This is a genomic window from Methylocystis sp. H4A, assembly GCF_015709545.1.
GTDB lineage: Bacteria > Pseudomonadota > Alphaproteobacteria > Rhizobiales > Beijerinckiaceae > Methylocystis > Methylocystis silviterrae.
Genome location: NZ_JADNQY010000028.1, coordinates 528,464 through 550,895, shown reverse-complemented (window position 1 = coordinate 550,895; position 22,432 = coordinate 528,464). Strand labels below are relative to the sequence as shown.

Sequence of the window (22,432 nt, the reverse complement as noted above, 5' to 3'; positions counted from 1 at the left end):
AATGGCAGGAATTACTTTGGTTGCGCATCGTCCGGCGTCGCAGCGTCCTCTTTCGAGTCGTCGGGCCGTTCGGTTTGCTCTTCTTCGCTCTTGCCGCCCGCCAGATTCGCTTCGATCGCCAGCGCGCTCGCGACGGCCGCTGCGGCCAGCTTGTCGAGTTCGGGAATGTTGACGATTGTCGGCGGCGGCGGCGCAGCAATAGGACCGATCGAGATTCCGGCGGCCTTGAGACGCTCATAGAGGTCGAAGTGCAGGTCGCTGCGCACGCGCGCGGACTGCTCGACGTCCTCGACGTAGCACCAAAGCTCGAATTTGAAGATGTTCGCCTCCATGCCGAGGAACATCACCTGCGGCGCGGGTATCCGCAAAACGCTTTCCTGCGCGCGCGCCGCCGCAAGAAGAATGTCGCGCATTCTTTCCGGATCGACGCCGACATGCGGCGAAATGGCGATCTTGATGCGGCCGACCTTGTCGCCGCGCAGCCAGTTCTTCACCACGCCCGCGACGAGATTCGAATTCGGCACGATCATCGTCGCGCGATCGAAGGTCTCGATCTCGGTGGAGCGGACATTGATGCGTTTGACATAGCCCTGCTCGTCGCCGACCACGACCCAATCGCCGACGCGAATGGCGCGCTCCCAGAGCAGGATGAGGCCGGAGACGAAATTGTTGACGATCGATTGCAGGCCAAAGCCGATGCCGACCGAGAGGGCGCCGGCGACGATCGCGAGTTTTTCGAAACCGAGCCCGACATAGGACAGTGCGAGAGCCGCCGCGAAAATGAAGCCGGCGTAGCCGAGCGTCGCGCTGATGGAGTTGCGCAAACCGAGATCGAGCCGGGTGAGCGGCAGAAAACGCGTGTCAAGCCAGCGCCGCAGTCCCTGCGTTGCGGCAAGCGCCGCGGCGAAGAGCAGCATCGCCACAAGCGCGCTCGAAGGAGAGATCGTGACGTCGCCGATCTTGAAGGAAACGAACGCCGAGCGAATATTGCCCAGGAAATCGCCCGACTCATAGCCGAGCGGCGCGAGCGCCACCAACGCCGCGGCGAGAAAACAGAGCAGCGTGACAATGCCGGACAGGAGCACGGCGAGCGGCGCGAGCTGCTCACGGCGCACGCCAAGACCGCTGATGATTTTACGACCGAGGATACTCGTCGGCGCAAGCGCCGCCTCGATGCCACCGCGCGAAAGAATCACGACGACATACAGGATGGCCAGGACCGCCGCCGTCCAGCCGATCTGCAGAATGACGAAATTGGCGAAAGTGACATAGCCGGCCGCACACGCCCCGACGAGCACGAGCACGATAAGAGCGCCGAAGAAACGCGCGGCGCTCATCCAGTCGCGGCCCTCGGGGGTGGCGACGGCGGCGCCCTCCTCGACGTCGACTCGGCTTGGCAGATTGAAGAGGGCGACGGCGATAAGCGCCGCGACGATCATAACGCCGAGGCCGCGCGTCACGATCACGAGAGGAAGCCCCCCCTGCACGGACTCTTCCAATTGCTCCAGGAAGCGCGCCGCGGAAAGAGTCACCGCAGCCAGCGTGACGAGTTGCGTGAGACGTTTCGCAAGCCGATCGCCCGGATCAATCAGCCGCCAGTTCGGATGCGCGGGAGCAAGAACCGCGCGCGCGATGGCGTAGGCGAAGGCGACGCGCGCCACGCCCTCGACAAAGCGTCGCCAGATCGGTTCGAGCGCGGCGTCGATTAGGTCGTAGGCGTCGAAGGCGAGGCTTAACGCTCCGACCGCCGCGACCGGCGCGGCCGCGATGACGAGCGCCGTCCATCCGGCGGCGGCGGCCTTGCGCAAAGCCGTCGGAGCGGACTCGTTTTCCGAACGCCGGGCGACGCGTCGCGCCATGAAGAGCGCCAAGGCGACGCTCGCTGCGATCAGAAAAATTACGGCGAAAAACTGCGCGCGTCGGCCATTGTTGACGCGATCGACGACATTCGCCGTTCGGTCGGAAAGAAAGCTCGCGGAATCGCTGATCGCGGCGGGCGCGCCGTCGAGCGCGGCGCGCCACAGCGAAGGCGAGAATAGACCGTTCGTGCGCAGAAATAGATTCTTCGCAAAGAGCCCGCGCTGACGCGCGACAATCGTTACGGCGACCTGCCGCGTCTCGAGCAACATGGCGCGCGCGCGTTTTAGAGTCGCGTCGACCGCGTCGTACAGACGACGCTGCTCTTCGAGTTCGGCGTTGGCGCTGACGCGCGCGGCCGCGTCAGCGGGTTCGGGTCCGTTCGGCGTCGCTTCGGGCGCCGGGACCGGCGGCCCTCTCGCCGGCGGCGGCTTCTCGACGCTGTTCTTTACAGCGGGTTTGCCAGGCGGCTTGGACTCCGCCGGCTTCTCGGGCGCTTTGGGAGCCTCTTTTGGCGGCTCATGGGGTTTTGCGGCGGCGGGCGCAAGCTCCTTCAGCCGCGCATCGATCGCGGCAAGACGCGGCGTCAGCTTTTCGATCGTTTCCTCGAGTTCGTGGGGCAAGGGTTCGATACGCGCGCGCAGACTGCGCAGCGCGGCGTCGGAAAGCTCGGGCTGCTCAAGCGCCTTCTGCACCTCGTCCAGCGTGGCGCGCGCGTGATCGAGACGTGCGTTGAACTGTTCGATCGAGCCAGGGGCTTCGTCGGCGCGCGGTCCTGTAGGGGCGAGCGTCGCAATCAGGATGGCGATCAGGAGCGTCAGTATGCGCACATGCGTTCCTTGAGTGGAGCGAGCCGATCAAATCGGTTTCGAGCACGCGGGCGAAAGGTCAATCTTGCGGCGGTTCGAGTTCGTCGAGGTAGGACCGCTTGTCGCCGTTCCGGTCGACCACGGTCCATCCCCCCTGCCCGTCCGGCGCGGCGGCGCCCTCGGCGACCCGCGCCTTACCGAACCCGCCGGGAATGTCGAGCACATAGGCCGGCAGCGCAACGCTGGTCACGCGGCGCGAGAGCTCTGCGTAGATTCGCCTGCCCGCCGCGAGGCTGAGCCGAAAATGCGCGGTCCCCGGCGCGAGATCTGGATGGTGCAGATAATAGGGCCGAACGCCCAAACCTGCCAAATCGCGCATCAGCCGCTCCAAGACGTCGACGTTGTCATTGACGCCCTTGAGCAGCACGGTCTGGGAGAGAAGGACTGCGCCTGCCTCGCGCAACTGAGCGATCGCCGCGCGCGCCGGCTCGGTCAATTCGCGCGCGTGATTGACATGCAAGGCGATGTAAAGCGTCTTGCCGCTTTCGCGAAGCGCGGCAAGCCGATCGCGCGTCACAAGATCGGGCGCGACCGTCGGCGCGCGCGTATGGACGCGTAACAGCCGCACATGCGGGATCTCGGCAAGCCGGCGCGACACGGCGCCGAGGCGACGCGCCGACAACATCAAGGGATCGCCGCCGGTGAGAATCACTTCGAAAATCTGCGGTCGCCGCGCGATGTAGTCGAGCGCCGCCGCGACGTGACGCTCGGGCAGCAGATCGCCCTTGCCGCGCCCCACGGTCTCGCGCCGAAAACAAAAACGGCAGTAGACGGGACAGACGGACAGTAGCTTTAAGAGCACGCGATCGGGATAGCGATGCACGAGCCCTGGCAGCGGCGAATGCGCATCGTCGCCGATCGGATCGGCGCGCTCCTGCGGCGTCGTCGCGGCCTCGCGAAGATCGGGGATAAACTGTCGCGCAATCGGATCATTCGGATCGTCGGGGTCGATCAGCGCCACGATCTCCGGCGTGACGGCGATGCTGTAGCGCTGCGCCACCTGATCGAGACCATTGACCTCGCTCATGAGGCGCGCGTCAACCAGATCGGCAAGCGAGGTAAGCGTGCGCGACGGCGCGCGAATGAGCGCTGCCGCGTCTTGATCCAACTGCAAGCGTTTCTCCGCCGCGCAATCTCCCTCTCTCCCGCGCAGCGGGGGAGAGTTGGAGAGAGGGCGATGCGGTTTGCGCTCGGCTCGAATATATTCCCCCTCCTTTACCCTCCCCCGCTCCGCGGGAGAGGGAGGCGTCAAGCGTTCCGCGAAAAAATCATCCGCGCGGTTCGTTATTGCTTTGCCCCGCGCGCGGCGCGCTTGGCCAGCGTGCGCAGCCGCAGGGCGTTGAGCTTGATGAAGCCTTCCGCGTCGCGCTGGTCGTAGGTTCCGCCTTCTTCGAAAGTGACGAGGTCCTGATCGTAGAGCGACCAGGGGCTTTCACGCCCGACCAGCGTCGCTGACCCCTTGTAGAGCTTGATGCGCACGCGGCCTGTGACATGCTCCTGGCTCTTGTCGATCGCGGCCTGCAGCATCTCGCGCTCCGGCGCGAACCAGAAGCCGTTATAGATCAGTTCGGCGTAGCGCGGCATCAGTTCGTCTTTGAGATGCGCGGCGCCGCGGTCGAGCGTAAGGCTTTCGATTCCGCGATGCGCGACGAGCAGGATCGCGCCGCCGGGCGTCTCATACATGCCGCGCGACTTCATGCCGACGAAGCGATTTTCGACGAGATCCAATCGCCCGATGCCGTGGAGCCGCCCCAGATCATTGAGCTTGGCGAGAAGCGCCGCAGGCGAAAGCTTGACGCCGTCCACGGCCACCGCGTCGCCCTTTTCGAAGTCGATCGTCACATATTGCGCTTCGTTCGGCGCATCCTCGGGATTGCCGGTGCGCGAATAGACGTAATCGGGCGTCTCGTTGGTCGGATCTTCGAGCACCTTCCCTTCCGAAGACGTGTGCAGAAGATTGGCGTCGGTCGAGAACGGCGCTTCGCCGCGCTTGTCCTTGGCGATCGGGATCTGGTTCTTTTCGGCGAAGGCGATGAGATCGGCGCGCGAGACGAAGTCCCATTCGCGCCACGGCGCGATCACGGTGATATCGGGCTCGAGGGCGTAATAGCCGAGTTCGAACCGCACCTGGTCGTTGCCTTTGCCGGTCGCGCCATGGCAGACCGCGTCGGCGCCCATTTTGCGCGCGATCTCAATCTGATTCTTGGCGATGAGCGGGCGCGCGATCGAGGTGCCGAGCAGATAAAGCCCCTCATATTGGGCGTTGGCGCGGAACATCGGGAAGACGTAATCGCGCACGAATTCTTCGCGCAGATCTTCGATGAAGATGTTTTCAGGCTTCACGCCCAGAAGCAGCGCCTTCTCGCGCGCGGGCTCGAGTTCCTCGCCCTGACCGAGATCGGCGGTGAAGGTGATGACTTCCGCGCCATAGGTCGTCTGCAGCCATTTCAGAATGATCGAGGTGTCGAGCCCTCCGGAGTAGGCGAGGACGACGCGTTTGATTTCTTTTTTCTGGCGGGTCATTTTGGCTCTGGCTCGGCGGGGGGCGATTGCGCGCGGACTATAGGCGCCGCGGGCCCGAGCGCAAGGCGGCGCGACGCGGCCCACGTCCGCGCAGGAGAAACGGCGTGAAGCGAACATTCGCCCTGGCGGGCGTCCTTTCTTTCCTGGGGCTGTCGGGTCTCTGCGCGCAAACCGACCAGCGCGTCTGGACGCTCGGCGGACTGGAGGAGAAAGCCGCCGACAGTATCTATCTCGGCTATGGCGTGCCGGAAAGCGACGACAGCCTCGGGAGCTTCACCTGCGCGCCCGGGGGCGGCTTGGTCAAAATCTGGATCGCCGAAACCAGCGACAAGCTTAAAGCGGGAGACAAGGCGACGGCGATCCTTTCCGTCGGCGAAAAGACGGCGAAGGTCGCCGGCAAGCTCGTCCCCAATGAAGAAGCCGGCGTGCCGAGCTTCGAAGGGCGGCTGCCGGCGAAAGACCCGATCTTCGCGGCGATGGCCGGCGGGGAAACGCTCGACATCGCCATCGGCGGGGCGAAGCGCACGGCGCCCCTCGCCGACGCGACGGAGAAATTCAAGAAATTCGCCGCGGCCTGCGCCAAGCGCTAAAGCCTCGTTTTTTACGTCGGAGCCCCCTAAATTGACGCAATGAGCAGCCGTTCGACGAAAAACTCCACACGGCCCAAGGTCGCCGGCCTGACCCCCGCGCGCCGCCGGGCGCTCGACATTCTCACGCAAGCGAACCGGCCGGTCGGCGCTTATGAGATGATCGACCTCATGGCCGACGAAGAGGGCAAGCGGCCCGCGCCCGTCTCCGTCTATCGCGCGCTCGGCTATCTCATGGACAACGGCCTCGCGCATCGGCTTGCGTCAAAAAACGCCTATATCGTCTGCGGCCATGCGCATGAGGCTGAGGAGCCCGTCGTTTTCATCATTTGCGAGCAATGCGGCGAAGTGAAAGAGGCGACGTCGCCAGGCTTTGCCCGCGAACTCGCGGCGCTCGTCGCGGCGGCGAATTTCAGCGCCCGCACGCGCGTCGTGGAAATCGCCGGGCGCTGCGCCCGATGCGAAGGCAAATAGCAATGCGGGGCGCCGCGCGCTGGCTCGCGCCGCTCCTCTTTTTCATCGCCTCGCTGGCCTTTGCGGCGGCGAACTATCCGCCGTTGACCGGTCGAGTGGTCGATCAAGCTAATATCATTGCCCCCTCGACGAAAAGCGCGATCGAGACAAAGCTGAGCGATCTCGAGGATAAATCCGGCATTCAGCTCGTCGTCGCCTCGGTCAATTCGCTGGACGGCCTGGACGTCGAAACCTACGCCAACGGCCTGTTTCGCGCTTGGAAGCTCGGTGAAGCAAAAAAGAACAATGGCGTTCTGTTTCTGGTCGCGCCGAACGAGCGCAAAATGCGCATCGAAGTCGGCTACGGTCTGGAAGGAACGCTCACCGACGCGCTGTCGAAGATCATTTTGACGAGCGCGGTGGCGCCGCGATTCAAAGCGCGAGACTATGGCGCGGGGATCGAACGCGGCGTCGAGGGAATCATCGAGGTGCTCTCCGGCGATTCCGCCGAATGGACGAAACGCGCGCAGGGGCCACAGTCCACGACCTTCGATGAGCTATCCCCGCTCATTTTTTTCGCCCTGTTTCTGTTCATCGTGGTCTGGATGGCGCGTAGCGCGCGCGGCGGCAGGCCGACGAATTACCGGGGCTACAGGCGCGGCGGACCGCCGATCATCGTGCTGCCCCCGAGCGGCGGCTTCTGGGGGGATGGTTCTAGCGGCGGGTGGAGAGGGGGAGGCGGGTTCGGAGACGGCGGCGGATTCTCTGGCGGCGGCGGCTCGTCCGGCGGCGGCGGCGCTTCGGGGGACTGGTGATGCAGCTCACGGCGGACGACTTCGAGCGCATCGCGGAGGCTATTCGTAGGGCCGAAGAAAAAACCTCCGGCGAGATCGTCTGCGTGCTGGCGCGTCGCTCATCGGATTACGCCTTCGTGCCGCCGCTCTGGGGCGCATTTATCGCGCTAGCGTCGCCATGGCCCATGCTGCTTTTCACCGAACGTTCGCCTCGTGAGATTTTTGCCGCGCAGATCGCTATCTTTATCGTTGCGACGCTCGTCGTTTCATGGGGACCGGTGCGCTTTTTGTTGACGCCGCGCGCCGTGAAGCGCGCCCGCGCCGCGCGCGAGGCGATCGAGCAATTTTTCTCGCGCGGCGTCTCCACCACCAAGGCGCGCACGGGCGTTCTCATATTCGTCTCATTCGCCGAGCGTTACGCGCGCATCGTGGCGGATGACGCCATCGCCGCAAAGATCAGTGATGACGAATGGCAGGGCGCGCTGGATCTGCTGCTGGAAGACATACGGCGCGAGAGAGTGGCGGACGGCTTTGTCGCGGCGATCGAGGAATGCGCGCGACTCCTGGCGCGGCATGCGCCGCCCGGCGCGAGCGGCGACGAACTGCCGGACAAAATCTATGTGATGTAGCGGGCCGCGCCTCTTAGCCGGGCCGCCTATCCGTCGCCCACGCTCAGGAGGCCTTTCGTTCGCGTGCGACTTCCCGCCAGCCGATGTCGCGGCGGCAAAAGCCGCCGGGCCAATCGATGAGATCGACCGCCGCATAGGCGCGCGCTTGGGCCTCGGCGACGCTTTCGCCGAGCGCGGTGACATTCAGCACGCGACCGCCCGCGGCAAGCAGCCGGCCGCCTTCCTCGCGCGTGCCGGCGTGGGTGATGGTGACGCCCTCGACGGCTTCGGCGCTTTCCAAATTGCGGATTTCCGATCCGGTCATCGGCGTTCCCGGATAGTTTTTCGCCGCCAGCACCACCGTCAGCGCCGCGAGCGGCGAAAACCGCGGTCGCTGATGAGGCGATTCGCCCCGCGCGGCGTCAAGCATCAGCTCGAGAAGATCGCCCTCGAGACGGGGCAGAATGACTTGCGCCTCGGGGTCGCCGAAACGGCAATTGTATTCGATGAGCTTTGGCCCCTCCTGTGTCAGCATGAGTCCGGCGTAGAGCACGCCCTTGAAGGGCGCGCCCTTGTCGCGCATGGCGCGCATCGTCGGCTCGATAATCTCGGCCATCACGCGCGCTTCTATTTCTGGCGTCACCACTGAAGCCGGCGAATAGGCGCCCATGCCGCCTGTGTTCGGCCCGACGTCGCCCTCGCCGACCCGCTTATGATCCTGCGCCGTCGCGAAAGGCAGCGCGCGAACGCCGTCGCAGATTGCAAAGAACGACGCCTCTTCGCCTTCGAGACATTCCTCGATGACGACCTCCGCGCCCGAGAGGCCAAACGCGCCCCCAAACATCGCCTGCGCGGCGCGCTCCGCTTCCTCAAGCGTCCGAGCCACGACGACGCCTTTTCCGGCGGCGAGCCCGTCGGCCTTGACGACGATCGGCGCGCCGCGTTCACGCAGATAACGCAGCGCCGGCTCAAGCGCGGCAAACCGCGCATAGCTCGCGGTCGGAATCCTATAGTCGCGACACAAATCCTTTGTAAAACCTTTGGAGCCTTCCAGCTGAGCCGCCGCCTGCGTCGGCCCGAAGGCGAGGATCCCGTGCTTCTCCAGTTCGTTGACGAGACCGCCGATCAGCGGCTGCTCGGGTCCGACAACGACGAGGGCAATTCCGGCCTCCCGACAAAAATTGATCACGGCGGGGTGGTTGGCGACGTCGAGATCGACGTTATCTCCTAGTCGAGCCGTCCCCGGATTGCCTGGCGCGATATAGAGCCCCGTCAGCAACGGGCTTCTCTTTAGTGCATTGCAGATCGCATGCTCGCGACCGCCCGATCCGATCAGAAGAACATTCATTAACGCTCGCCCGGTTGCTTCGTTTCCGCTTCTAGAGCGCGCGGACGCCAAAAGGCAATCCGCCGCCGAAATGCTAGGCTTGCCCGTTGCGTAAGCGCCGCTAGCTATTCGACCGGGGGCTAGCGGCTGGAGTGTCCCACATGTCCATTACTCGAGATATCGCATCGCATGACAATGCGGTCGCCTATGGCGGTCTCATTGACGCCATAGGCGGCGTCGCCACCATCGTCCTTGTAATTTGCGGTTTAGTTGGAATTGCGCCCCCCATGATGGTCGCGATCGCGACGATCGTGTTTGGCGTCGCACTGTTAATTCAAGGCGGAGCTATGCTGTCGGAATATACGCAAGTCGTGTTTCCCGGCGGCGTTCGAACCTCTTCCATCGAGCAGATGGGCGGCAATAGCCTCGCACTCGTCTTTCTGGTAGGCGCGGGCGGCATAGTGCTCGGCGTTTTGTCGCTCCTAGGAATCGGTGCGGCAGTCCTGACTCCGGTGGCCGCGATCGGCTATGGCACCGCTCTGTTGCTGAGCAGCAACGCCGTTTGGCGCCTCTATGTGCTGCGGCGCGCCTCCGCCCAGATGGAGACCACGGTTGGACAATCGCAACATGTCGGCGCCGAGATGCTCGCGAGCGAAATGGCGTCGGGTTCAGCGGGCATTCAGGCGCTCGCAGGACTGGCGGCGATCGTCCTCGGCATTCTGGCGCTTGCCGGCAGTCCCGCCGATTTGACCCTGAACCTGGTCGCGCTGCTGGCGCTCGGCTCCACGATTGTGCTCACGGGCAGCACTCTGAGCGCCACGGTTCTGAGCTTTATGCGAACCTGATCGCAACGCCAGCGCAATAAATGCCCCCGGCTGCCACCGGGGGTATTTTTATGCCTCGCGGAAGGCCAAACAGCTTCCCTCCCGGAGTGAAAATGCTCTAAAGACAGCGCAATCTCTCTTTGCGAGGCGATATGGCGCGCCAGTTCATCTATCACATGCAGGGCCTCAGCAAGACCTATCCGGGCGGCAAGAAGGTCCTGGAGAACATCAATCTCTCCTTTTATCCCGATGCGAAAATCGGCGTTCTCGGCGTCAACGGCTCCGGCAAATCGACGCTGCTGCGCATCATGGCGGGCGTCGACAAAGAGTATTCTGGCGAGGGCTTCGTCGCCGAGGGCGCACGGGTGGGCTATCTGCCGCAGGAGCCGCAGCTCGATCCGACGCTCGACGTGCGCGGCAATATCATGCTCGGCGTCGCGGCGAAGAAGGCCGTCCTCGATCGCTACAACGATCTCGCCATGAATTATTCTGACGAGACCGCCGATGAGATGACGAAGCTCCAGGACGAAATCGAGGCCAAAGGTCTTTGGGACTTGGACAGCCAGGTCGACCAGGCGATGGACGCGCTCGGCTGTCCGCCGGACGACGCTGACGTCACCAAGCTTTCGGGCGGCGAGCGGCGTCGCGTCGCGCTGTGCAAATTGCTGCTCGAACAGCCGGAAATGCTGCTCCTCGACGAACCGACGAACCATCTCGACGCTGAAACCGTCAACTGGCTCGAAGGACATCTGCGCCAGTATCCCGGCGCGATCCTGATCGTCACCCACGACCGCTATTTCTTGGACAATGTCACCGGATGGATATTGGAGCTCGATCGCGGCCGCGGCATTCCCTACGAGGGCAATTACACCAGCTGGCTGAAGCAGAAGCAGAAGCGACTGGCTCAGGAATCTTCCGAGGACAAGGCGCGTCAGCGCGCGCTCGAAGCCGAGAGCGAGTGGATCGCCGCTTCGCCGAAAGCGCGGCAGGCGAAAAGCAAGGCCCGCATTCAGCGCTATGAGGAACTCGTCGCCAAGCAGAACGACAAGGCGCCGACGACCGCGCAGATCGTCATTCCGGTGGCCGAGCGTCTCGGCGACAATGTCATCGATTTCGACCATCTGTCGAAAGGCTATGGCGATACGCTCCTGATCGACGATCTCTCCTTCAAATTGCCGCCCGGCGGCATCGTCGGCGTGATCGGGCCGAACGGCGCCGGCAAGACGACGCTGTTTCGCATGATCACCGGACAAGAGAAGCCCGACAACGGGACGATCGAAATCGGCGACAGCGTGCAGCTCGGCTATGTCGACCAGTCGCGCGACGCGCTGCACGCCAACAAGTCCGTCTGGGAGGAAATCTCGGAAGGCAATGAGGTGATCTATCTCGGCAAGCGCGAGATCAACAGCCGCGCCTATTGCTCGGCCTTCAATTTCAAGGGCGCCGATCAGCAAAAGAAGGTTGGGCAGCTCTCAGGCGGCGAACGCAACCGCGTGCACCTCGCCAAGATGCTCAAGAGCGGCGCCAATGTGCTGCTGCTCGACGAGCCGACCAACGATCTCGACGTCGACACGCTGCGCGCGCTCGAAGAGGCGCTCGTCGATTTCGCCGGCTGCGCCGTCATCATCTCGCATGACCGCTTTTTCCTCGACCGCATCGCGACGCATATTCTCGCCTATGAAGGCGACAGCCATGTCGAATGGTTCGAAGGCAATTTCGCCGATTACGAAGAGGACAAGAAGCGGCGCCTGGGAATCGACAGCGTCATTCCGCACCGGCTGAAATATAAGAAGTTCGCGCGGTGACGATGGCTGATGCACTTTGGCCTGCTTTCGTACGCCGCAAAAGCTTCTCAATTCAAGTTCGTCTTGCCTGAATAGCCTGCTCCGTTCTCAGCCGGGCGTTACAATCGCGACCTCCGGGAAATACGTCCGATAACGCGCAACGTCTCGGGTCAGCAGGGGAGCGCGGAGAGTTTCCGCCTGCGCGCCGATAAAGAAATCCGCCAGTACGTTCGTCTTGGCGCCGCCGCGTATCCGATAGTCGCGAAACGCCTGCCCGGCGCGCCAGAGGGCTTGACGCGACATTGTGGAATGTTCCGCCCCGAGCGCGCCTAAAAAATCGGAACAATCGGCTTCGGCCGTAAAGCCGGTCGCCAGCTCCGCAAAGACGGCATCGACGATCAAGATCGGTCCAAGCGACATTCTTCGTTCGAGCGCCTGCTGCGACGCTTCGAACCAATTGGGATTGTGCGTCAGCAGGTCGATGAAGATATTAGTGTCGACAAGCGTCAATCGTCGCCCCGCAGGAGACGCATCCACTCGTCAGTCGTCGTTCGAAATTTCACGCCCTTGCGATCCAGCGCGGCGAGCGCCCGCTCAATCTTGCTCCTCGCCGCCTTCAGCGCCGCGGGGTCCGCCTGAGCTGCATCACTTCGCTCCACCAGCACACCGCCCTCCGGCCTTGCGCGCACGCTGACGCGGTCGCCGGGCCGGATGCCGGCCGCTTCGCGTACGGCCTTTGGCAAGGTGACCTGGCCCTTTATGGTGACTTTTGTGCTCATGACGCCAAAGGGTAATACTCGCTCAAGAAGAGTAATACCCACTCGATCGAAGCGTCAATCTGCGGTGCGCTCAATGGGGCGTCCGCCCAAACGCCTTCCGCAGCTCGTCCTTCGCCTGCTCCAGCGCCTGTCGGCGCGCCTCGGGCAAATCCTTGCCGGCCCTATTGATGTAGAAGGTCAGCATCGACATGGCGGATCGGAACGGGTCCGCTTTGCGCCGCGCGCTCACCTCCGCCGACCGCTTGAGGGAGCGGGCGATCTTCACGGGGTCGTCCCAAGTGAATACCCCCGCATCGAGATCGAGCGCATTGCTGTGGCGCGTGACCTCGCCTGACCAGTAGTTGGTCGCCGTCTTTGAACTTTTTGCCGGCGCGCGGCTTTTCGGCTGCCTTTGCGCCATTATCCGCCTCATCTCAGGAGCGCTTGTCAGGAGCGCTTGTCAGAAGCCCTTGGGCAGGTAGTCGGCCGCCCACAGAAATCAACGTCCCCGAAGCGGGACCGCCACGAATTCGCCATTTGGGCATGGCGGATTTCCCTGCTGGGCCTTGGGCGGCCAATGAGGGAAATTTAGATGAGACTATTCCGCCGGGCCGCCGCCTTTGTCGCCATCGGCGCTCTGCCGCTCGCGGGCTGCGCCCCGCAGGAGTCGCCCGTCGCTTCGGCTCCCGCCGCCTATGACGAGGCCGCTAAGGCGACCGAACTCACCGGCCAGGACGCGCTGCATGCGCGAATCTCCCATTACGCCCGCATCTACGACATTCCGGAATCGCTCATTCATCGCTCGATCCGCCGCGAGAGCAACTACAATCCCCACGCCCGGCACGGACCCTATTGGGGGTTGATGCAGATCCGCCACGACACGGCGCGGCACATGGGCTATCAGGGCCCCGCGAGCGGTCTTCTCGACGCCGACACCAATCTTGCGTTCGCGGTGCCTTATCTCGCCAACGCCTATAAGGTCAGCGGCGGCGACGAAGGCCGGGCGATCAAGCTTTACGCCGGCGGCTACTACTATGAGGCGAAGCGCAAGCGGATGCTCGACGAGCTGGTGACGTCAGCCTCGCAGTGAATGCCCGAAGCGTTATTGGTTTTTTGGCGTGAAGGTGCTGCGCACCCGCCCCCCCTGCGCCGCGCCGCCCTGCACGGTCGCCATGCCGGTCGCCACGTCATAGACGAGCTTGTCGCCTTTCACGATGTTCTCGGCCTGGGTGAGCGTGACGTTGCCGACGAGATAAACCTTGTTTTCGGCCTTGTCGTAGCTGCCCCGATCGCCCGTCCCGATCTGGTCCTTTGAAACCAGCGTCACCGGCCCTTCGGCGTCGATATGTTTGACGCGGTCATTGGTCGTCGCGGCGGCTTGTCCGCTGCCCTTTCCTTCGAGAAAGATGATGAGGCGCGAGGCCTTGAGCGTCGAAGGCCCGTTCGTGACGATGACGCTGCCGGAGTAGATGAGCTTCTGCTCCTTCTCGAAATAATCGAGCTTGCCCGCGTCGATGTTGAGCGGATCCTTGGCGGAGGCGCCAGGCAGAATGCCGCCCGAGCGACCTGCGGCGCCGGCCGGCGTCGCGGCGACGAGCGCAGCAAGGAGAAGAACGAAAGGGTGGCGGCGCATTTAGTCCTTGGTCGCGGCGCCCGAAGTTTGCGGGGGCGTATCGCCCTCCCCGTATAGCACCGAATGGACGTCGCCCGCGAAGGACGCGTGACGGTCCTTTTGGGAAAATTCGACAGAGCGCGCGGTGACCTCGCCGCCGTCGATCTTCAAGAGCACGGGCTTGTCGGACGTCATCACGCTATCCTTGAAATCCATTACCGCCGACTCGAGCCGCATGTCGAAGTTGTTGTCTTCGTGGATGTCGACGCCGCCGCTCATATCGGCCCGATCGGCTTTCCTGTTGTAGACGCCCTTCGCCGCCGACAGGATTATGGAATTGTCCTTGGTGTTCTCGACCCGGACCTCGAGCTGATCGAGTTCGAAGACATCAGGCTTCGCCAGATCTTGCGTGCCTACAAGCGCGCGCACCTCATAGGGACGCCCGTCCTTGCGATAGCCGACGAGCTTGGGGCTCTCGATGACGATGCGGGAGCCCTTGAGCGCGACGCGCGCCAGGCTCAGATCGGCGGGCAGAAAGCGCAGCGAGCTGATCAGCAGGCCGAGGCCGACGACTCCAACGACGCCGCCCGCCCCCCAAAGGATCCAGCGGCGCAGGCGCGCAACTCGCGTCGTGTGGCGCAGCGCCTCCGGAAAGGCGCTCTGGCGCGGCGCAACAAGGCCGTCCAGGCGATCGCGCGTGCGGGGCGCCGGCAAGACGTCGGTCATGCCATGATCATGAGGCATGCAGGTGGCGAATTCGAGGCAAAGCCAAAGCCTCGATCGCCAGAGCCTTACTCATGGGCGAAAATGTCCGTTTCCGGCCAGCCGGCGAGGTCGAGCCGGGCGCGGGCTGGCAGAAAGTCGAAACAGGCCTGCGCCAGTTCGGCGCGGCCCTCGCGGGCAAGCATGGCGTCGAGCTTGTCCTTGAGCTGATGCAGATAGAGCACGTCCGACGCCGCATAGGCCTGCTGCGCGTCGGAAAGAACAGGCGCGCCCCAGTCCGACGACTGCTGCTGCTTCGAAATCTCGACGCCAAGAAGCTCGCGCACGAGATCCTTGAGGCCATGCCGGTCCGTATAGGTGCGGGCGAGCTTGGAGGCGATCTTGGTGCAATAGACCGGCGCCGGAACGAAGCCGAAGGCCTTGGCCAAGATGCCGATGTCGAAACGGGCGAAGTGGAAGAGCTTCAAAATGGCCGGATCGGCCAGCAGGCGCTCGAGATTGGGCGCGCGCGTCTGACCGCGCCCGAACTGGACAAGCTCGGCGTTCCCGTCGCCGAAGGAAAGCTGCGCCAGGCACAGCCGATCACGATGCGGATTGAGGCCCAGAGTCTCGGTGTCGATCGCGACAATGGCGCCAGCGCCGATCCCCTCGGGGAGATCGCCCTGGTGGAGGCGGATGGTCATGCGGCTCGAATCTTTCGATGTGGAGCGGACAGTCTATCGCAGAATGCGCAAGGCTTGTCGAAGCGTTACGGGTTCGCGCCCGACTCGCTCGCCTGCGCGGCGAATTGTGCTACCTAATGGCTGGGCCCTGGTCGATGGACCTCCTGGCCCAGGGAGTAACCCCATGCGTTACATTCTTGCTTTGATTCTCGCTTGCGCGATTGCTGCGCCGCCTGCCTCCGCGGCATCCTCGAAATCCAGCTCAAAATCCGTTTCGGCCTCAAAATCGGACCAGGCGACAAAAACCGGCAAGCGCAATCGGCAGAACGCCGATCGCGGCGGCGCCGGCGGCATCCATCCTTTGGTCGGAAGCGGCGACTATTAGGGCCGTTTGAACCCGCAGGACTTCGGCTGGCGTTCGGCGAGCTGCGGTTCGCCCGGAACCGACTCGCCCGATAACCCGCAAACTGCTCCTCTTGTCAGACGCCCGCCAAGTCTTCACTCTATTGCGATGCAAAATTCGCGGGATGGCGAGAAAACGCCGGTGAACGATCAAACCAACGGCCCCAACGGCTCCGACCGCCGCTTCAACGCGCGGGTCATCGAACTGGCGATCCGGCTGTTCGCGATCGGCGCGCTGATCTACTGGACCTTCATCATCGTCCTGCCTTTCGCGGCGATTATTCTGTGGAGCGTCGTGCTCGCCGTGGCGCTCTATCCGATCTTTCGCGTGGTGGCCGAAATATTGGGCGGCCGGCCAATAACCGCCGCCGTTTTGATGACGATCGCCGGCCTGGTGCTGATCATCGGACCCGTCACTTGGATGGCGGTCGGAGCCATCGACCCCATCAAGGCGGTGATGGCGGGCATTGAAACCGGCGATATCGCGGTGCCGCCGCCGCCCGCCTCGATCAAGGACTGGCCGTTCGTCGGCGAGCAGCTCTATTCCTTCTGGCTGCTGGCCTCGACCAATCTGCGCAGCGCCTTCACCCAAGTTTTGCCGCAGCTGAAGCCCGCCGGGGAATTCTTGCTCGACATGGCGAAGAGCGCCGGCGCGGGCACGCTCAAATTTCTCGTCTCCGTCCTGCTCATGGGCTTCATTCTCGCCGCCGCGCCGCAAATGCTCGCGGGGGCGCGCGCGCTGTCGCGGCGCATCGATCCATCGAGCGGCGAGAAATTCGTCGATCTCGCCGGCGCGACGATCAACGCGGTCTCGCGCGGCGTCATGGGCCTGTCGCTATTGCAGGCCGTCGTTGGCGGCGCCGGCATGTATCTGGCCGACGTGCCGGGCGCGAGCCTGCTGACGATCGCCATTCTCGTCCTCGGCATTATTCAGATCGGACCGTTGATCGTCGTGGCGCCTGTCATCTTCTGGGCCTGGACGACGTTGGCGACCGGGCCGGCGCTGGCGCTGACCGTCTGCATGCTCAGCGTCAATTACGTGGACAATGTGCTGAAGCCCTTCATTTTCGCGCATGGGCTGTCGACGCCGATACCGGTGATTTTCGTGGGCGTGATCGGCGGCGTTCTCGCGCATGGCATCGCCGGCCTGTTTGCAGGACCGGTCGTGCTCGCCGTCGTGTGGGAGCTGACGAAGGCCTGGATCGCCGACGACCTCAAAGTGGTCAACGACACAGCCGCCGAGCCCGACTTCAACGTGGAGACGTCGCCGGCGCTAACGTCCGCGCAAGGCGTTAAGAACCTTTAGGCCGGCGCGGCCATTGCGCTGCAAGCCGGCGCGCGACTGGAAATCGGCGATCGCCTCTTTGGTCTTCGTGCCGATCACCCCGTCGGACTCGCCGACGTCATAGCCGCTGCGGGTCAGAAGCGCTTGCAATTCGCGGCGCTCGGCGCGCGAGAGTCCCGGATCGTCGGTCGGCCATGGCGTCTGAATGCCTGGCCGGCCGCGCAGCCTGTCGGACAGGACGCAGATCGCCAGCGCGTATGATTCGGAGGCGTTATAGGCGTAGACCGCGTCGAAATTTTTCGTCACCAGGAACGCGGGTCCGTTCCGCCCCGCCGGCAGGAGCAGCGCCGCAGCTCCCTCGCCGAGGCCGCCGCCGTCGAGGCGCGTCACGCCGCGCGCCTGCCAGAAGCCCATGGATTGGCGGCCCTTGCGTCCGGAAGGTCCGGAATAGCCTTCCGGCAGACGCACCTCGAAGCCCCAAGGCGTTCCGGAGCGCCAGCCGCTCTTGCGCAGATAATTCGCCGTCGAGCCGAGCGAGTCGGCCGCCGAGCTGGCGATATTGCGCCTGCCGTCGCCGTCGAGATCGACGGCCATGCCGAGAAAGGTCGACGGCATGAATTGCGTGTGGCCGAAGGCGCCCGCCCAGGAGCCGTAGAACTCCTCCGGCGCGATATCGCCGTGGTCGAGGATTTTGAGCGCGGCGATGAATTCCTTGCGCCAATAGTCGTTGCGACGCGGCGCATCGCAGGCGAGCGTCGCGAGGCTCTGCACCACGGGGCGCTTGCCGAAACTCTTGCCGAAGTCGGATTCGACGCCCCACACGGCGACGATGGTCGGGGCGTCGACGCCATATCGGCTTTCCGCGGCGTGCAGCGCGCGGGAGTGCTGATGCAGCAGCACGCGCCCTTCCTCGACGCGCTCCTCGTCGACGAGCCCGGCGACATAGTCCCAGACGGGCGTCGTAAACTCCGGCTGCTTGTCCATGAAGCTGACGGCGTCGTTGGGGGCGAGCCCATTCGTCGCCGACGCGATGGTCTGCTGGCCGACGCCGGCCCCGGCCGCCGCCGAGCGCAGGCCGGAGAGGCAGCTCGACCATTCGGCGCGGGCCGGCGCGGCCGCAAACAACAGGGCGGCAAGCGCCGCCAGAAGATGATCTGCCTTCATGCTGCGAATTCTAGCGCAAGGACGCGGCTTTTTCATGAGCCGCATCGGTCGTGAAAAGACCGCATCACTCGCAGACGCGGCGCGGGCGGGAGCCGATCACCTCCCCATATTCGTCGAAGACGGGACGGCGCTCGACCCAGCACACCGGCGGCGGCGCGACATAGACGGGCGCAGGCGCATAGACGACGGGCGGCGCGGAACCGGCGAGCGCCCCGCCGGTGATGGCGCCAAGCGCAAACCCGCCAATGCCCGCCGCAATGGCCGGGCCGGCTGAATCGGCGCGCGCTGGCGCAACCGGCGTCAGCGCTGCGGCGCCGAGAGCTAAAGCCGCCGAAAGCGTCGCGATAGTTTTGCGCATCATACTCTCCCAGGACGGGCGAGCCACATCTCCGCACGCGCTGCGCCGGCAAGCTCGCTCGATGGGACAATAGGAGCGATCCCGTAGACGAATCGTTAATGGCCCGCCTGGCGAAGCTTCAGAGCTGCGAGACCCGCGGCTTGCCGGAAGGCGACTTCGGCGCCGGCTTGACCGGGCCCTGCTCCCGCGCGCCCTGGCCGCCGCCTGTCCTGAGCGCCGGCGCGTCATTCGCCTCCGACGTCGGGGTTTTGGCGCGGAACGCGGCGGCCAGCGCCTTGGCCGCGGCAAGCTCCTTGGAATCGAGCCGGGCGCCGATTTCGTCGCGCTTTTTGGCCGCGTCGTCGTCGCCCTGGTCGGCTGCGGCGGAAAACCACACGTAGGATTGCTGCAGATCGCGGCTGATGCCGAGGCCGCGGGCGTAGAGGATGCCGAGATTGAACTGGCTGTCACGGATGCCGTATTCGGCCGCCCGACGGAACCACTCTGCAGCCGCGGCATAATCCGGCTTGCCGTCGCCGCCCTCGGCGAGCAGCACGGCGACATTATGCATGGCGCGGGCGTTGCCGGAATCGGCCGCGCGCTCGTACCACTGCCTGGCGCGGGCGTAGTCGCGCCCGACGCCGACGCCCCTCTCATACATCGAACCCAGCCGGTATTGGGCGAGCGCCAGGCCCATTTCAGCAGCTTTTTCGAACCAATGCGCGGCCGCTTTGGCGTCGCGCGCGGCGCCGCGTCCCTCGACAAGACGCGCGCCCATTTCATACTGGGCGACCGGATTGCCCTCGACGGCGAGGCGCTCGATCGTCGCCAAGGCGTCGCCGGACGAGAGCGGCGGCGCCTCGATCGTTCCGGTGGGCGTCGGATCGATGTTCCGCTGTGCGGCGACAGGTTGTTCGAGGGTCGCCGACGCCGTCTCGGCGGGCGGCTCTTTGAGGACCGGCCCAGGCGTCGCCGGGCGCGCGGCCACTGCCGGCGACGAGGCGCTGTTAGAGGCTAGTCGCTTTTCTGGCGACAAAGCCGGCCGAACCGCCTTGGCTGGCGCCTTCGCCTCCTGCTGTCTGAGCGACGGCCCGACCGTCAAGCCGCCCTGCCCCTCCATGCGCGCGATCTGATAGGCCCCGATCAGCAGCATGACCGCGGCGAGGCTTAGGAGCAGCGGACGCTTGCGGTCCTGGATGAGGGCGCTGAAATTGACCACGGCGGCGGCCTGCGGCTTTTCCTGAACCTGTCCCGCGTGGCGCGCCGCTTCGGCCGACTGAGCGTCGGCCTCAGCCGAAGGCGTTTGCGCGGCGCGGCGCGCGGCGGCGATGAAGTCCGACTGAATCGAGCTACGATGCGCGGCCTGATCGGCCTCCGGTCCTGGCGGCCCCATGAAGGGCTCGCGCCGTTCGGCGACCCCATCGCCGACCGGCAGCAGGAACTCCATCGGATCGACTGGCGCCAAGGCTTCGCTTACAGCGTCTTGGGCGTCAGCGGCGGCCGGCGCACCTACCCGCTCGCGCGTATCATCGCCGCAAAGTTCGACACCGAGTTCTGCATCGGTCGAGCGCCGCGCGACGCCGCGGTTCTCGGTCAATTCGTCATCAAACACGCCTAGACGATTGACGACGCGCTCGAGCATTTGATGGACCGCCGTCAGCGTCTCATTCGTGCGCTGACCGTTGGCGTCCTGCGTCCTGAGCAATTCGTTCAATTCGCGCTGCACAGCGACGCGCACGGCCGCCGGCTGAACGCCCGCCGCATCGCGGAGAACCTCCGTGGCGGCCCGGCGAACCGCCGCCTCCGCCGCTTGCGTCGTTGCGGACCGCGTGTTCTCCAGGCGCGCGAAAAGATCGGTGATCTTCGATTCAAAGCCGATGAGCGCGCCGCTCCCCGCGTCGATCCGTTCGAGCCGCTGCGCCAGGGCGCCGATCTGAGTTTGAAGCGATTTGAGCGCGCCGCCATCGGCCGTGGAATCAGCCGACTGCTTCATGCGGTCGGCGAGCGACCCGACGAGAGCCGCCAGTTCGCCTTCTCGTTTCTCGACGCGCGCGCCGTCTTCGACCCGTTGCGCGAATGCGGCGTGCATACGGTCGAGGCGCTCGACGATGTCATCGAGCCGAGCGTTCTGTTCGCCAAATCTCGGCGCTGAGAATGGATCGTCGAGCCGGTCGATCTTGAACGAGAGCTGCGCGAGCTGACGCTCGACAGCCTGCAGATCGAGATCCCGCGCGTCGGCGGCGAACGCGGCATCCACTTTTCTGTCGAGGCCGCGCACCAAATTCTCGAGAGCGGCGAAATGTTCGGAATCGCCGGCGCCGGCCGGGTTTTCCAACCGCGCGGCGATCGTCTGTCGAAGCTCATCAATGCGCTGCGCAAGATCGGCGAACTGACGTTCGGCGTTCTGTTCGGCAAGCCTGGCCTCGATGCGCGCGAGCGATTCTGTCGGCGCGCTGTCCACGACGCGGGACTCGAACCGATCGAACCTGCGGCCGATCTCCTCGAACGCCGAGGTGTGACTGTCGCCGTCCAGCGCCGTATCGATTTTTTTGGCGAGCGTTGTGATGAGCGCTTCGAGGGGGGCCATATTGGCTGCGGCGCCGCGATCGATGCGCTGCGTCAGCGTCTTGCCGAGTTCGTCGATGCGCTCGCCGATCTCGTCGAACCGCGCCGCCGCCGATTGTTCGGCGACGACGTCAAGCTTGCGCGCAAGCCGTTCGAGCCGCTTGTTGAACGTCTCCAGTCCCTTTCCTGTTTCCGCCGCAACGATGGAGCGGATCGCCTTGACGACTTCGCCAAGATCCGCGCCGGACGCGCCACGTGACAGCGCCAGCGCGTCGACTCGCTGCGTGACGTCGATGATGCGCGTTTCGATCCTCTCAAGCGGCAGCGGACGCGCCATGAGCGCCGTCAGCTGTTCCTTGATCTCGTGAGTTTCGCGCGCGAGGTCGCGCACAGCGGAAGCGTTCGCAACGTCTCCATTCTGCAGCTTCTCCAGCCTGAAGCCGATCGTTTCGACGTCGGCGCGCAGGTTGCGCACGATGGGAGTCGGATCGAGATCTTCGATCACGGCGCGCAATTCGCCGATAATTCTTTCGGCAGGCGCGAGCGTCTCGTCTGGAACCCCGCGGCCGCGCTGCGACTCGATGCCCTGGCGGAGATCGCCCATCGCCGTTTCGATGGCGGCGACCGATGCGCGCGGCGCGAGCTCGCCGATTGCTTGCGCCACATCCTGGAGTTCGCGACGGACGTTTTCGATTTGTCGCATCATCACGAGCTGCTGGTCGCCGCGCTCGGCGGCGTCCTCGCGAAAGCTGTCCAGACCCTGCGTGACGGAATCGATCGAGCGCTGCAGCGCCTCAAACCGCGATCCGCCGGAGGGGCCCGACGTCATGGCCGGCTTCGCTACGCCCCCGCGCGCCGCATTTTCGTCCAGGCGTCCTGCAATTTCGGCGAGATGCTGATCAAGGCCGCGCAACGTCTTCTCGACGTCGGCGCCGCGATGTTCGCCCGACAGCCGCGCGAGACGCGATTCGAGCTCCGCCAGCGCGTTGCGAATCGGCCGCGCATTCGCGGAAGGCTGCTCGCCGAGCTGGCTCTCGATACGGCTTTTGGAGAGCGCGGCGATCGACCGCCAGATGGAGTCTTCGTCGACGCCACGATTCTCGTCGCGCGGCTCTTCCGCGTTGGGAAGATTTTCCCCTCGATGTCCGGCCTCGCGCTTATCTTCGGGCGACTCGGAATCTGGACGACCCTGATCAGGAAATTTCGCCTTGGTCATGTGGATGTCCGGGGGGCCGACCCGTGGAATTGGGACAAAAACGCGGTGGAACCAACGCGAACGCGCGAATCGCGCGCTGCTG

Annotated in this window: 21 protein-coding genes and 1 pseudogene; 9 read left to right on the top strand and 13 right to left on the bottom strand. The window is 64.6% G+C overall.

The features are described 5' to 3' along the window. Positions 1-11: 11 nt before the first annotated feature. From IYW40_RS19265 to IYW40_RS19255, 3 genes are all read right to left on the bottom strand, one after another. Positions 12-2,687 carry a DUF3772 domain-containing protein gene (locus IYW40_RS19265; RefSeq protein ID WP_196401853.1) on the bottom strand — a complete coding sequence of 892 codons (2,676 nt, stop codon included), beginning with the start codon at positions 2,685-2,687 and terminating at the stop codon, positions 12-14. 58 nt (positions 2,688-2,745) lie between these two features. Then, positions 2,746-3,771, bottom strand: a complete 1,026-nt coding sequence (locus IYW40_RS19260) for a lysine-2,3-aminomutase-like protein (RefSeq protein ID WP_281432894.1) — start codon at positions 3,769-3,771, stop codon at positions 2,746-2,748. A 239-nt stretch (positions 3,772-4,010) separates the two neighbouring features. Beyond that, entirely contained in the window at positions 4,011-5,249 is a 1,239-nt protein-coding gene (locus IYW40_RS19255; RefSeq protein ID WP_196401851.1) for an argininosuccinate synthase, read from the bottom strand. A 104-nt stretch (positions 5,250-5,353) separates the two neighbouring features. Between IYW40_RS19255 and IYW40_RS19250 the strand changes: the two genes are divergently transcribed. Genes IYW40_RS19250 through IYW40_RS19235 form a run of 4 tightly spaced genes read left to right on the top strand, consistent with a single transcriptional unit; the run spans position 5,354 to position 7,712 of the window. Continuing rightward, a complete protein-coding gene (locus tag IYW40_RS19250) occupies positions 5,354-5,839 on the top strand; it encodes a hypothetical protein (RefSeq protein WP_196401850.1) in 486 nt (161 codons plus the stop codon). A 39-nt stretch (positions 5,840-5,878) separates the two neighbouring features. Then, a complete protein-coding gene (locus IYW40_RS19245; protein ID WP_196401849.1) occupies positions 5,879-6,310 on the top strand; it encodes a transcriptional repressor in 432 nt (143 codons plus the stop codon). A gap of 2 nt (positions 6,311-6,312) precedes the next feature. Further along, on the top strand, positions 6,313-7,104 hold the full coding sequence (locus tag IYW40_RS19240; protein ID WP_196401848.1) for a TPM domain-containing protein: 792 nt from the start codon (positions 6,313-6,315) through the stop codon (positions 7,102-7,104). Next, positions 7,104-7,712 carry a TPM domain-containing protein gene (locus IYW40_RS19235; protein WP_196401847.1) on the top strand — a complete coding sequence of 203 codons (609 nt, stop codon included), beginning with the start codon at positions 7,104-7,106 and terminating at the stop codon, positions 7,710-7,712. Before IYW40_RS19240 ends, IYW40_RS19235 begins: the two co-directional genes overlap by 1 nt. A gap of 43 nt (positions 7,713-7,755) precedes the next feature. Here the strand turns inward: IYW40_RS19235 and purD are convergent, their stop codons facing one another. Next, on the bottom strand, positions 7,756-9,039 hold the full coding sequence (gene purD, locus IYW40_RS19230) for a phosphoribosylamine--glycine ligase (RefSeq protein WP_196401846.1): 1,284 nt from the start codon (positions 9,037-9,039) through the stop codon (positions 7,756-7,758). 140 nt (positions 9,040-9,179) lie between these two features. Between purD and IYW40_RS19225 the strand changes: the two genes are divergently transcribed. Both IYW40_RS19225 and ettA read left to right on the top strand, forming a co-directional pair. Continuing rightward, complete coding sequence (locus IYW40_RS19225; RefSeq protein WP_196401845.1) at positions 9,180-9,863, top strand: hypothetical protein; 684 nt, start codon at positions 9,180-9,182, stop codon at positions 9,861-9,863. 131 nt (positions 9,864-9,994) lie between these two features. Beyond that, positions 9,995-11,647, top strand: a complete 1,653-nt coding sequence (ettA, locus tag IYW40_RS19220) for an energy-dependent translational throttle protein EttA (protein WP_196401844.1) — start codon at positions 9,995-9,997, stop codon at positions 11,645-11,647. A gap of 87 nt (positions 11,648-11,734) precedes the next feature. Here the strand turns inward: ettA and IYW40_RS19215 are convergent, their stop codons facing one another. The 3 genes from IYW40_RS19215 to IYW40_RS19205 form a co-directional block, all read right to left on the bottom strand. Then, positions 11,735-12,136: a type II toxin-antitoxin system VapC family toxin gene (locus IYW40_RS19215; RefSeq protein WP_196401843.1), complete on the bottom strand. Its 402-nt coding sequence runs from the start codon at positions 12,134-12,136 to the stop codon at positions 11,735-11,737. Next, positions 12,133-12,405, bottom strand: coding sequence for an AbrB/MazE/SpoVT family DNA-binding domain-containing protein (locus tag IYW40_RS19210; protein ID WP_109027665.1), 273 nt, complete (start codon positions 12,403-12,405; stop codon positions 12,133-12,135). The genes IYW40_RS19215 and IYW40_RS19210 overlap by 4 nt, the downstream gene beginning before the upstream one ends. Before the next feature lie 70 nt (positions 12,406-12,475). Next, positions 12,476-12,805, bottom strand: coding sequence for a DUF3175 domain-containing protein (locus tag IYW40_RS19205; protein ID WP_196401842.1), 330 nt, complete (start codon positions 12,803-12,805; stop codon positions 12,476-12,478). 318 nt (positions 12,806-13,123) lie between these two features. Here IYW40_RS19205 and IYW40_RS19200 point away from each other — a divergent pair. Continuing rightward, positions 13,124-13,474: pseudogene (locus IYW40_RS19200) on the top strand (lytic transglycosylase domain-containing protein); the annotation flags it as partial. Between the two features lie 12 nt (positions 13,475-13,486). Here the strand turns inward: IYW40_RS19200 and lptA are convergent. From lptA to IYW40_RS19185, 3 genes are all read right to left on the bottom strand, one after another. Continuing rightward, complete coding sequence (gene lptA / locus IYW40_RS19195) at positions 13,487-14,017, bottom strand: lipopolysaccharide transport periplasmic protein LptA (protein ID WP_196401840.1); 531 nt, start codon at positions 14,015-14,017, stop codon at positions 13,487-13,489. After that, on the bottom strand, positions 14,018-14,722 hold the full coding sequence (lptC, locus tag IYW40_RS19190) for an LPS export ABC transporter periplasmic protein LptC (RefSeq protein WP_196401839.1): 705 nt from the start codon (positions 14,720-14,722) through the stop codon (positions 14,018-14,020). Between the two features lie 65 nt (positions 14,723-14,787). Next, on the bottom strand, positions 14,788-15,402 hold the full coding sequence (locus tag IYW40_RS19185) for a ribonuclease D (RefSeq protein WP_196401838.1): 615 nt from the start codon (positions 15,400-15,402) through the stop codon (positions 14,788-14,790). A 163-nt stretch (positions 15,403-15,565) separates the two neighbouring features. Here IYW40_RS19185 and IYW40_RS19180 point away from each other — a divergent pair, with 163 nt between their 5' ends. Beyond that, the gene (locus tag IYW40_RS19180; RefSeq protein WP_196401837.1) at positions 15,566-15,766 is read left to right on the top strand and encodes a hypothetical protein; all 201 of its coding nucleotides are present in this window, start codon (positions 15,566-15,568) and stop codon (positions 15,764-15,766) included. A gap of 159 nt (positions 15,767-15,925) precedes the next feature. Next, positions 15,926-17,089 (top strand): AI-2E family transporter, encoded by a 1,164-nt coding sequence (locus IYW40_RS19175; protein WP_196401836.1) that lies wholly within the window; start codon positions 15,926-15,928, stop codon positions 17,087-17,089. Here IYW40_RS19175 and IYW40_RS19170 read toward each other — a convergent pair. From IYW40_RS19170 to IYW40_RS19160, 3 genes are all read right to left on the bottom strand, one after another. Next, positions 17,057-18,232 (bottom strand): lytic murein transglycosylase, encoded by a 1,176-nt coding sequence (locus tag IYW40_RS19170; protein WP_196401835.1) that lies wholly within the window; start codon positions 18,230-18,232, stop codon positions 17,057-17,059. The genes IYW40_RS19175 and IYW40_RS19170 overlap by 33 nt on opposite strands. 64 nt (positions 18,233-18,296) lie before the next feature. Beyond that, a complete protein-coding gene (locus IYW40_RS19165; protein ID WP_246720917.1) occupies positions 18,297-18,593 on the bottom strand; it encodes a hypothetical protein in 297 nt (98 codons plus the stop codon). Between the two features lie 115 nt (positions 18,594-18,708). Continuing rightward, on the bottom strand, positions 18,709-22,350 hold the full coding sequence (locus tag IYW40_RS19160) for an SEL1-like repeat protein (protein WP_196401834.1): 3,642 nt from the start codon (positions 22,348-22,350) through the stop codon (positions 18,709-18,711). Between the last annotated feature and the right edge of the window lie 82 nt (positions 22,351-22,432).

Coding starts and splice junctions, on each gene's coding strand:
- IYW40_RS19255 (WP_196401851.1), bottom strand. CDS start 5,249: ATGACCCGCCAGAAAAAAGAAATCAAACGCGTCGTCCTCGCCTACTCC.
- IYW40_RS19245 (WP_196401849.1), top strand. CDS start 5,879: ATGAGCAGCCGTTCGACGAAAAACTCCACACGGCCCAAGGTCGCCGGC.
- IYW40_RS19240 (WP_196401848.1), top strand. CDS start 6,313: ATGCGGGGCGCCGCGCGCTGGCTCGCGCCGCTCCTCTTTTTCATCGCC.
- IYW40_RS19235 (WP_196401847.1), top strand. CDS start 7,104: ATGCAGCTCACGGCGGACGACTTCGAGCGCATCGCGGAGGCTATTCGT.
- purD (WP_196401846.1), bottom strand. CDS start 9,039: ATGAATGTTCTTCTGATCGGATCGGGCGGTCGCGAGCATGCGATCTGC.
- IYW40_RS19225 (WP_196401845.1), top strand. CDS start 9,180: ATGTCCATTACTCGAGATATCGCATCGCATGACAATGCGGTCGCCTAT.
- ettA (WP_196401844.1), top strand. CDS start 9,995: ATGGCGCGCCAGTTCATCTATCACATGCAGGGCCTCAGCAAGACCTAT.
- IYW40_RS19210 (WP_109027665.1), bottom strand. CDS start 12,405: ATGAGCACAAAAGTCACCATAAAGGGCCAGGTCACCTTGCCAAAGGCC.
- IYW40_RS19205 (WP_196401842.1), bottom strand. CDS start 12,805: ATGGCGCAAAGGCAGCCGAAAAGCCGCGCGCCGGCAAAAAGTTCAAAG.
- lptA (WP_196401840.1), bottom strand. CDS start 14,017: ATGCGCCGCCACCCTTTCGTTCTTCTCCTTGCTGCGCTCGTCGCCGCG.
- lptC (WP_196401839.1), bottom strand. CDS start 14,722: ATGACCGACGTCTTGCCGGCGCCCCGCACGCGCGATCGCCTGGACGGC.
- IYW40_RS19185 (WP_196401838.1), bottom strand. CDS start 15,402: ATGACCATCCGCCTCCACCAGGGCGATCTCCCCGAGGGGATCGGCGCT.
- IYW40_RS19180 (WP_196401837.1), top strand. CDS start 15,566: ATGCGTTACATTCTTGCTTTGATTCTCGCTTGCGCGATTGCTGCGCCG.
- IYW40_RS19170 (WP_196401835.1), bottom strand. CDS start 18,232: ATGAAGGCAGATCATCTTCTGGCGGCGCTTGCCGCCCTGTTGTTTGCG.
- IYW40_RS19165 (WP_246720917.1), bottom strand. CDS start 18,593: ATGATGCGCAAAACTATCGCGACGCTTTCGGCGGCTTTAGCTCTCGGC.
- IYW40_RS19160 (WP_196401834.1), bottom strand. CDS start 22,350: ATGACCAAGGCGAAATTTCCTGATCAGGGTCGTCCAGATTCCGAGTCG.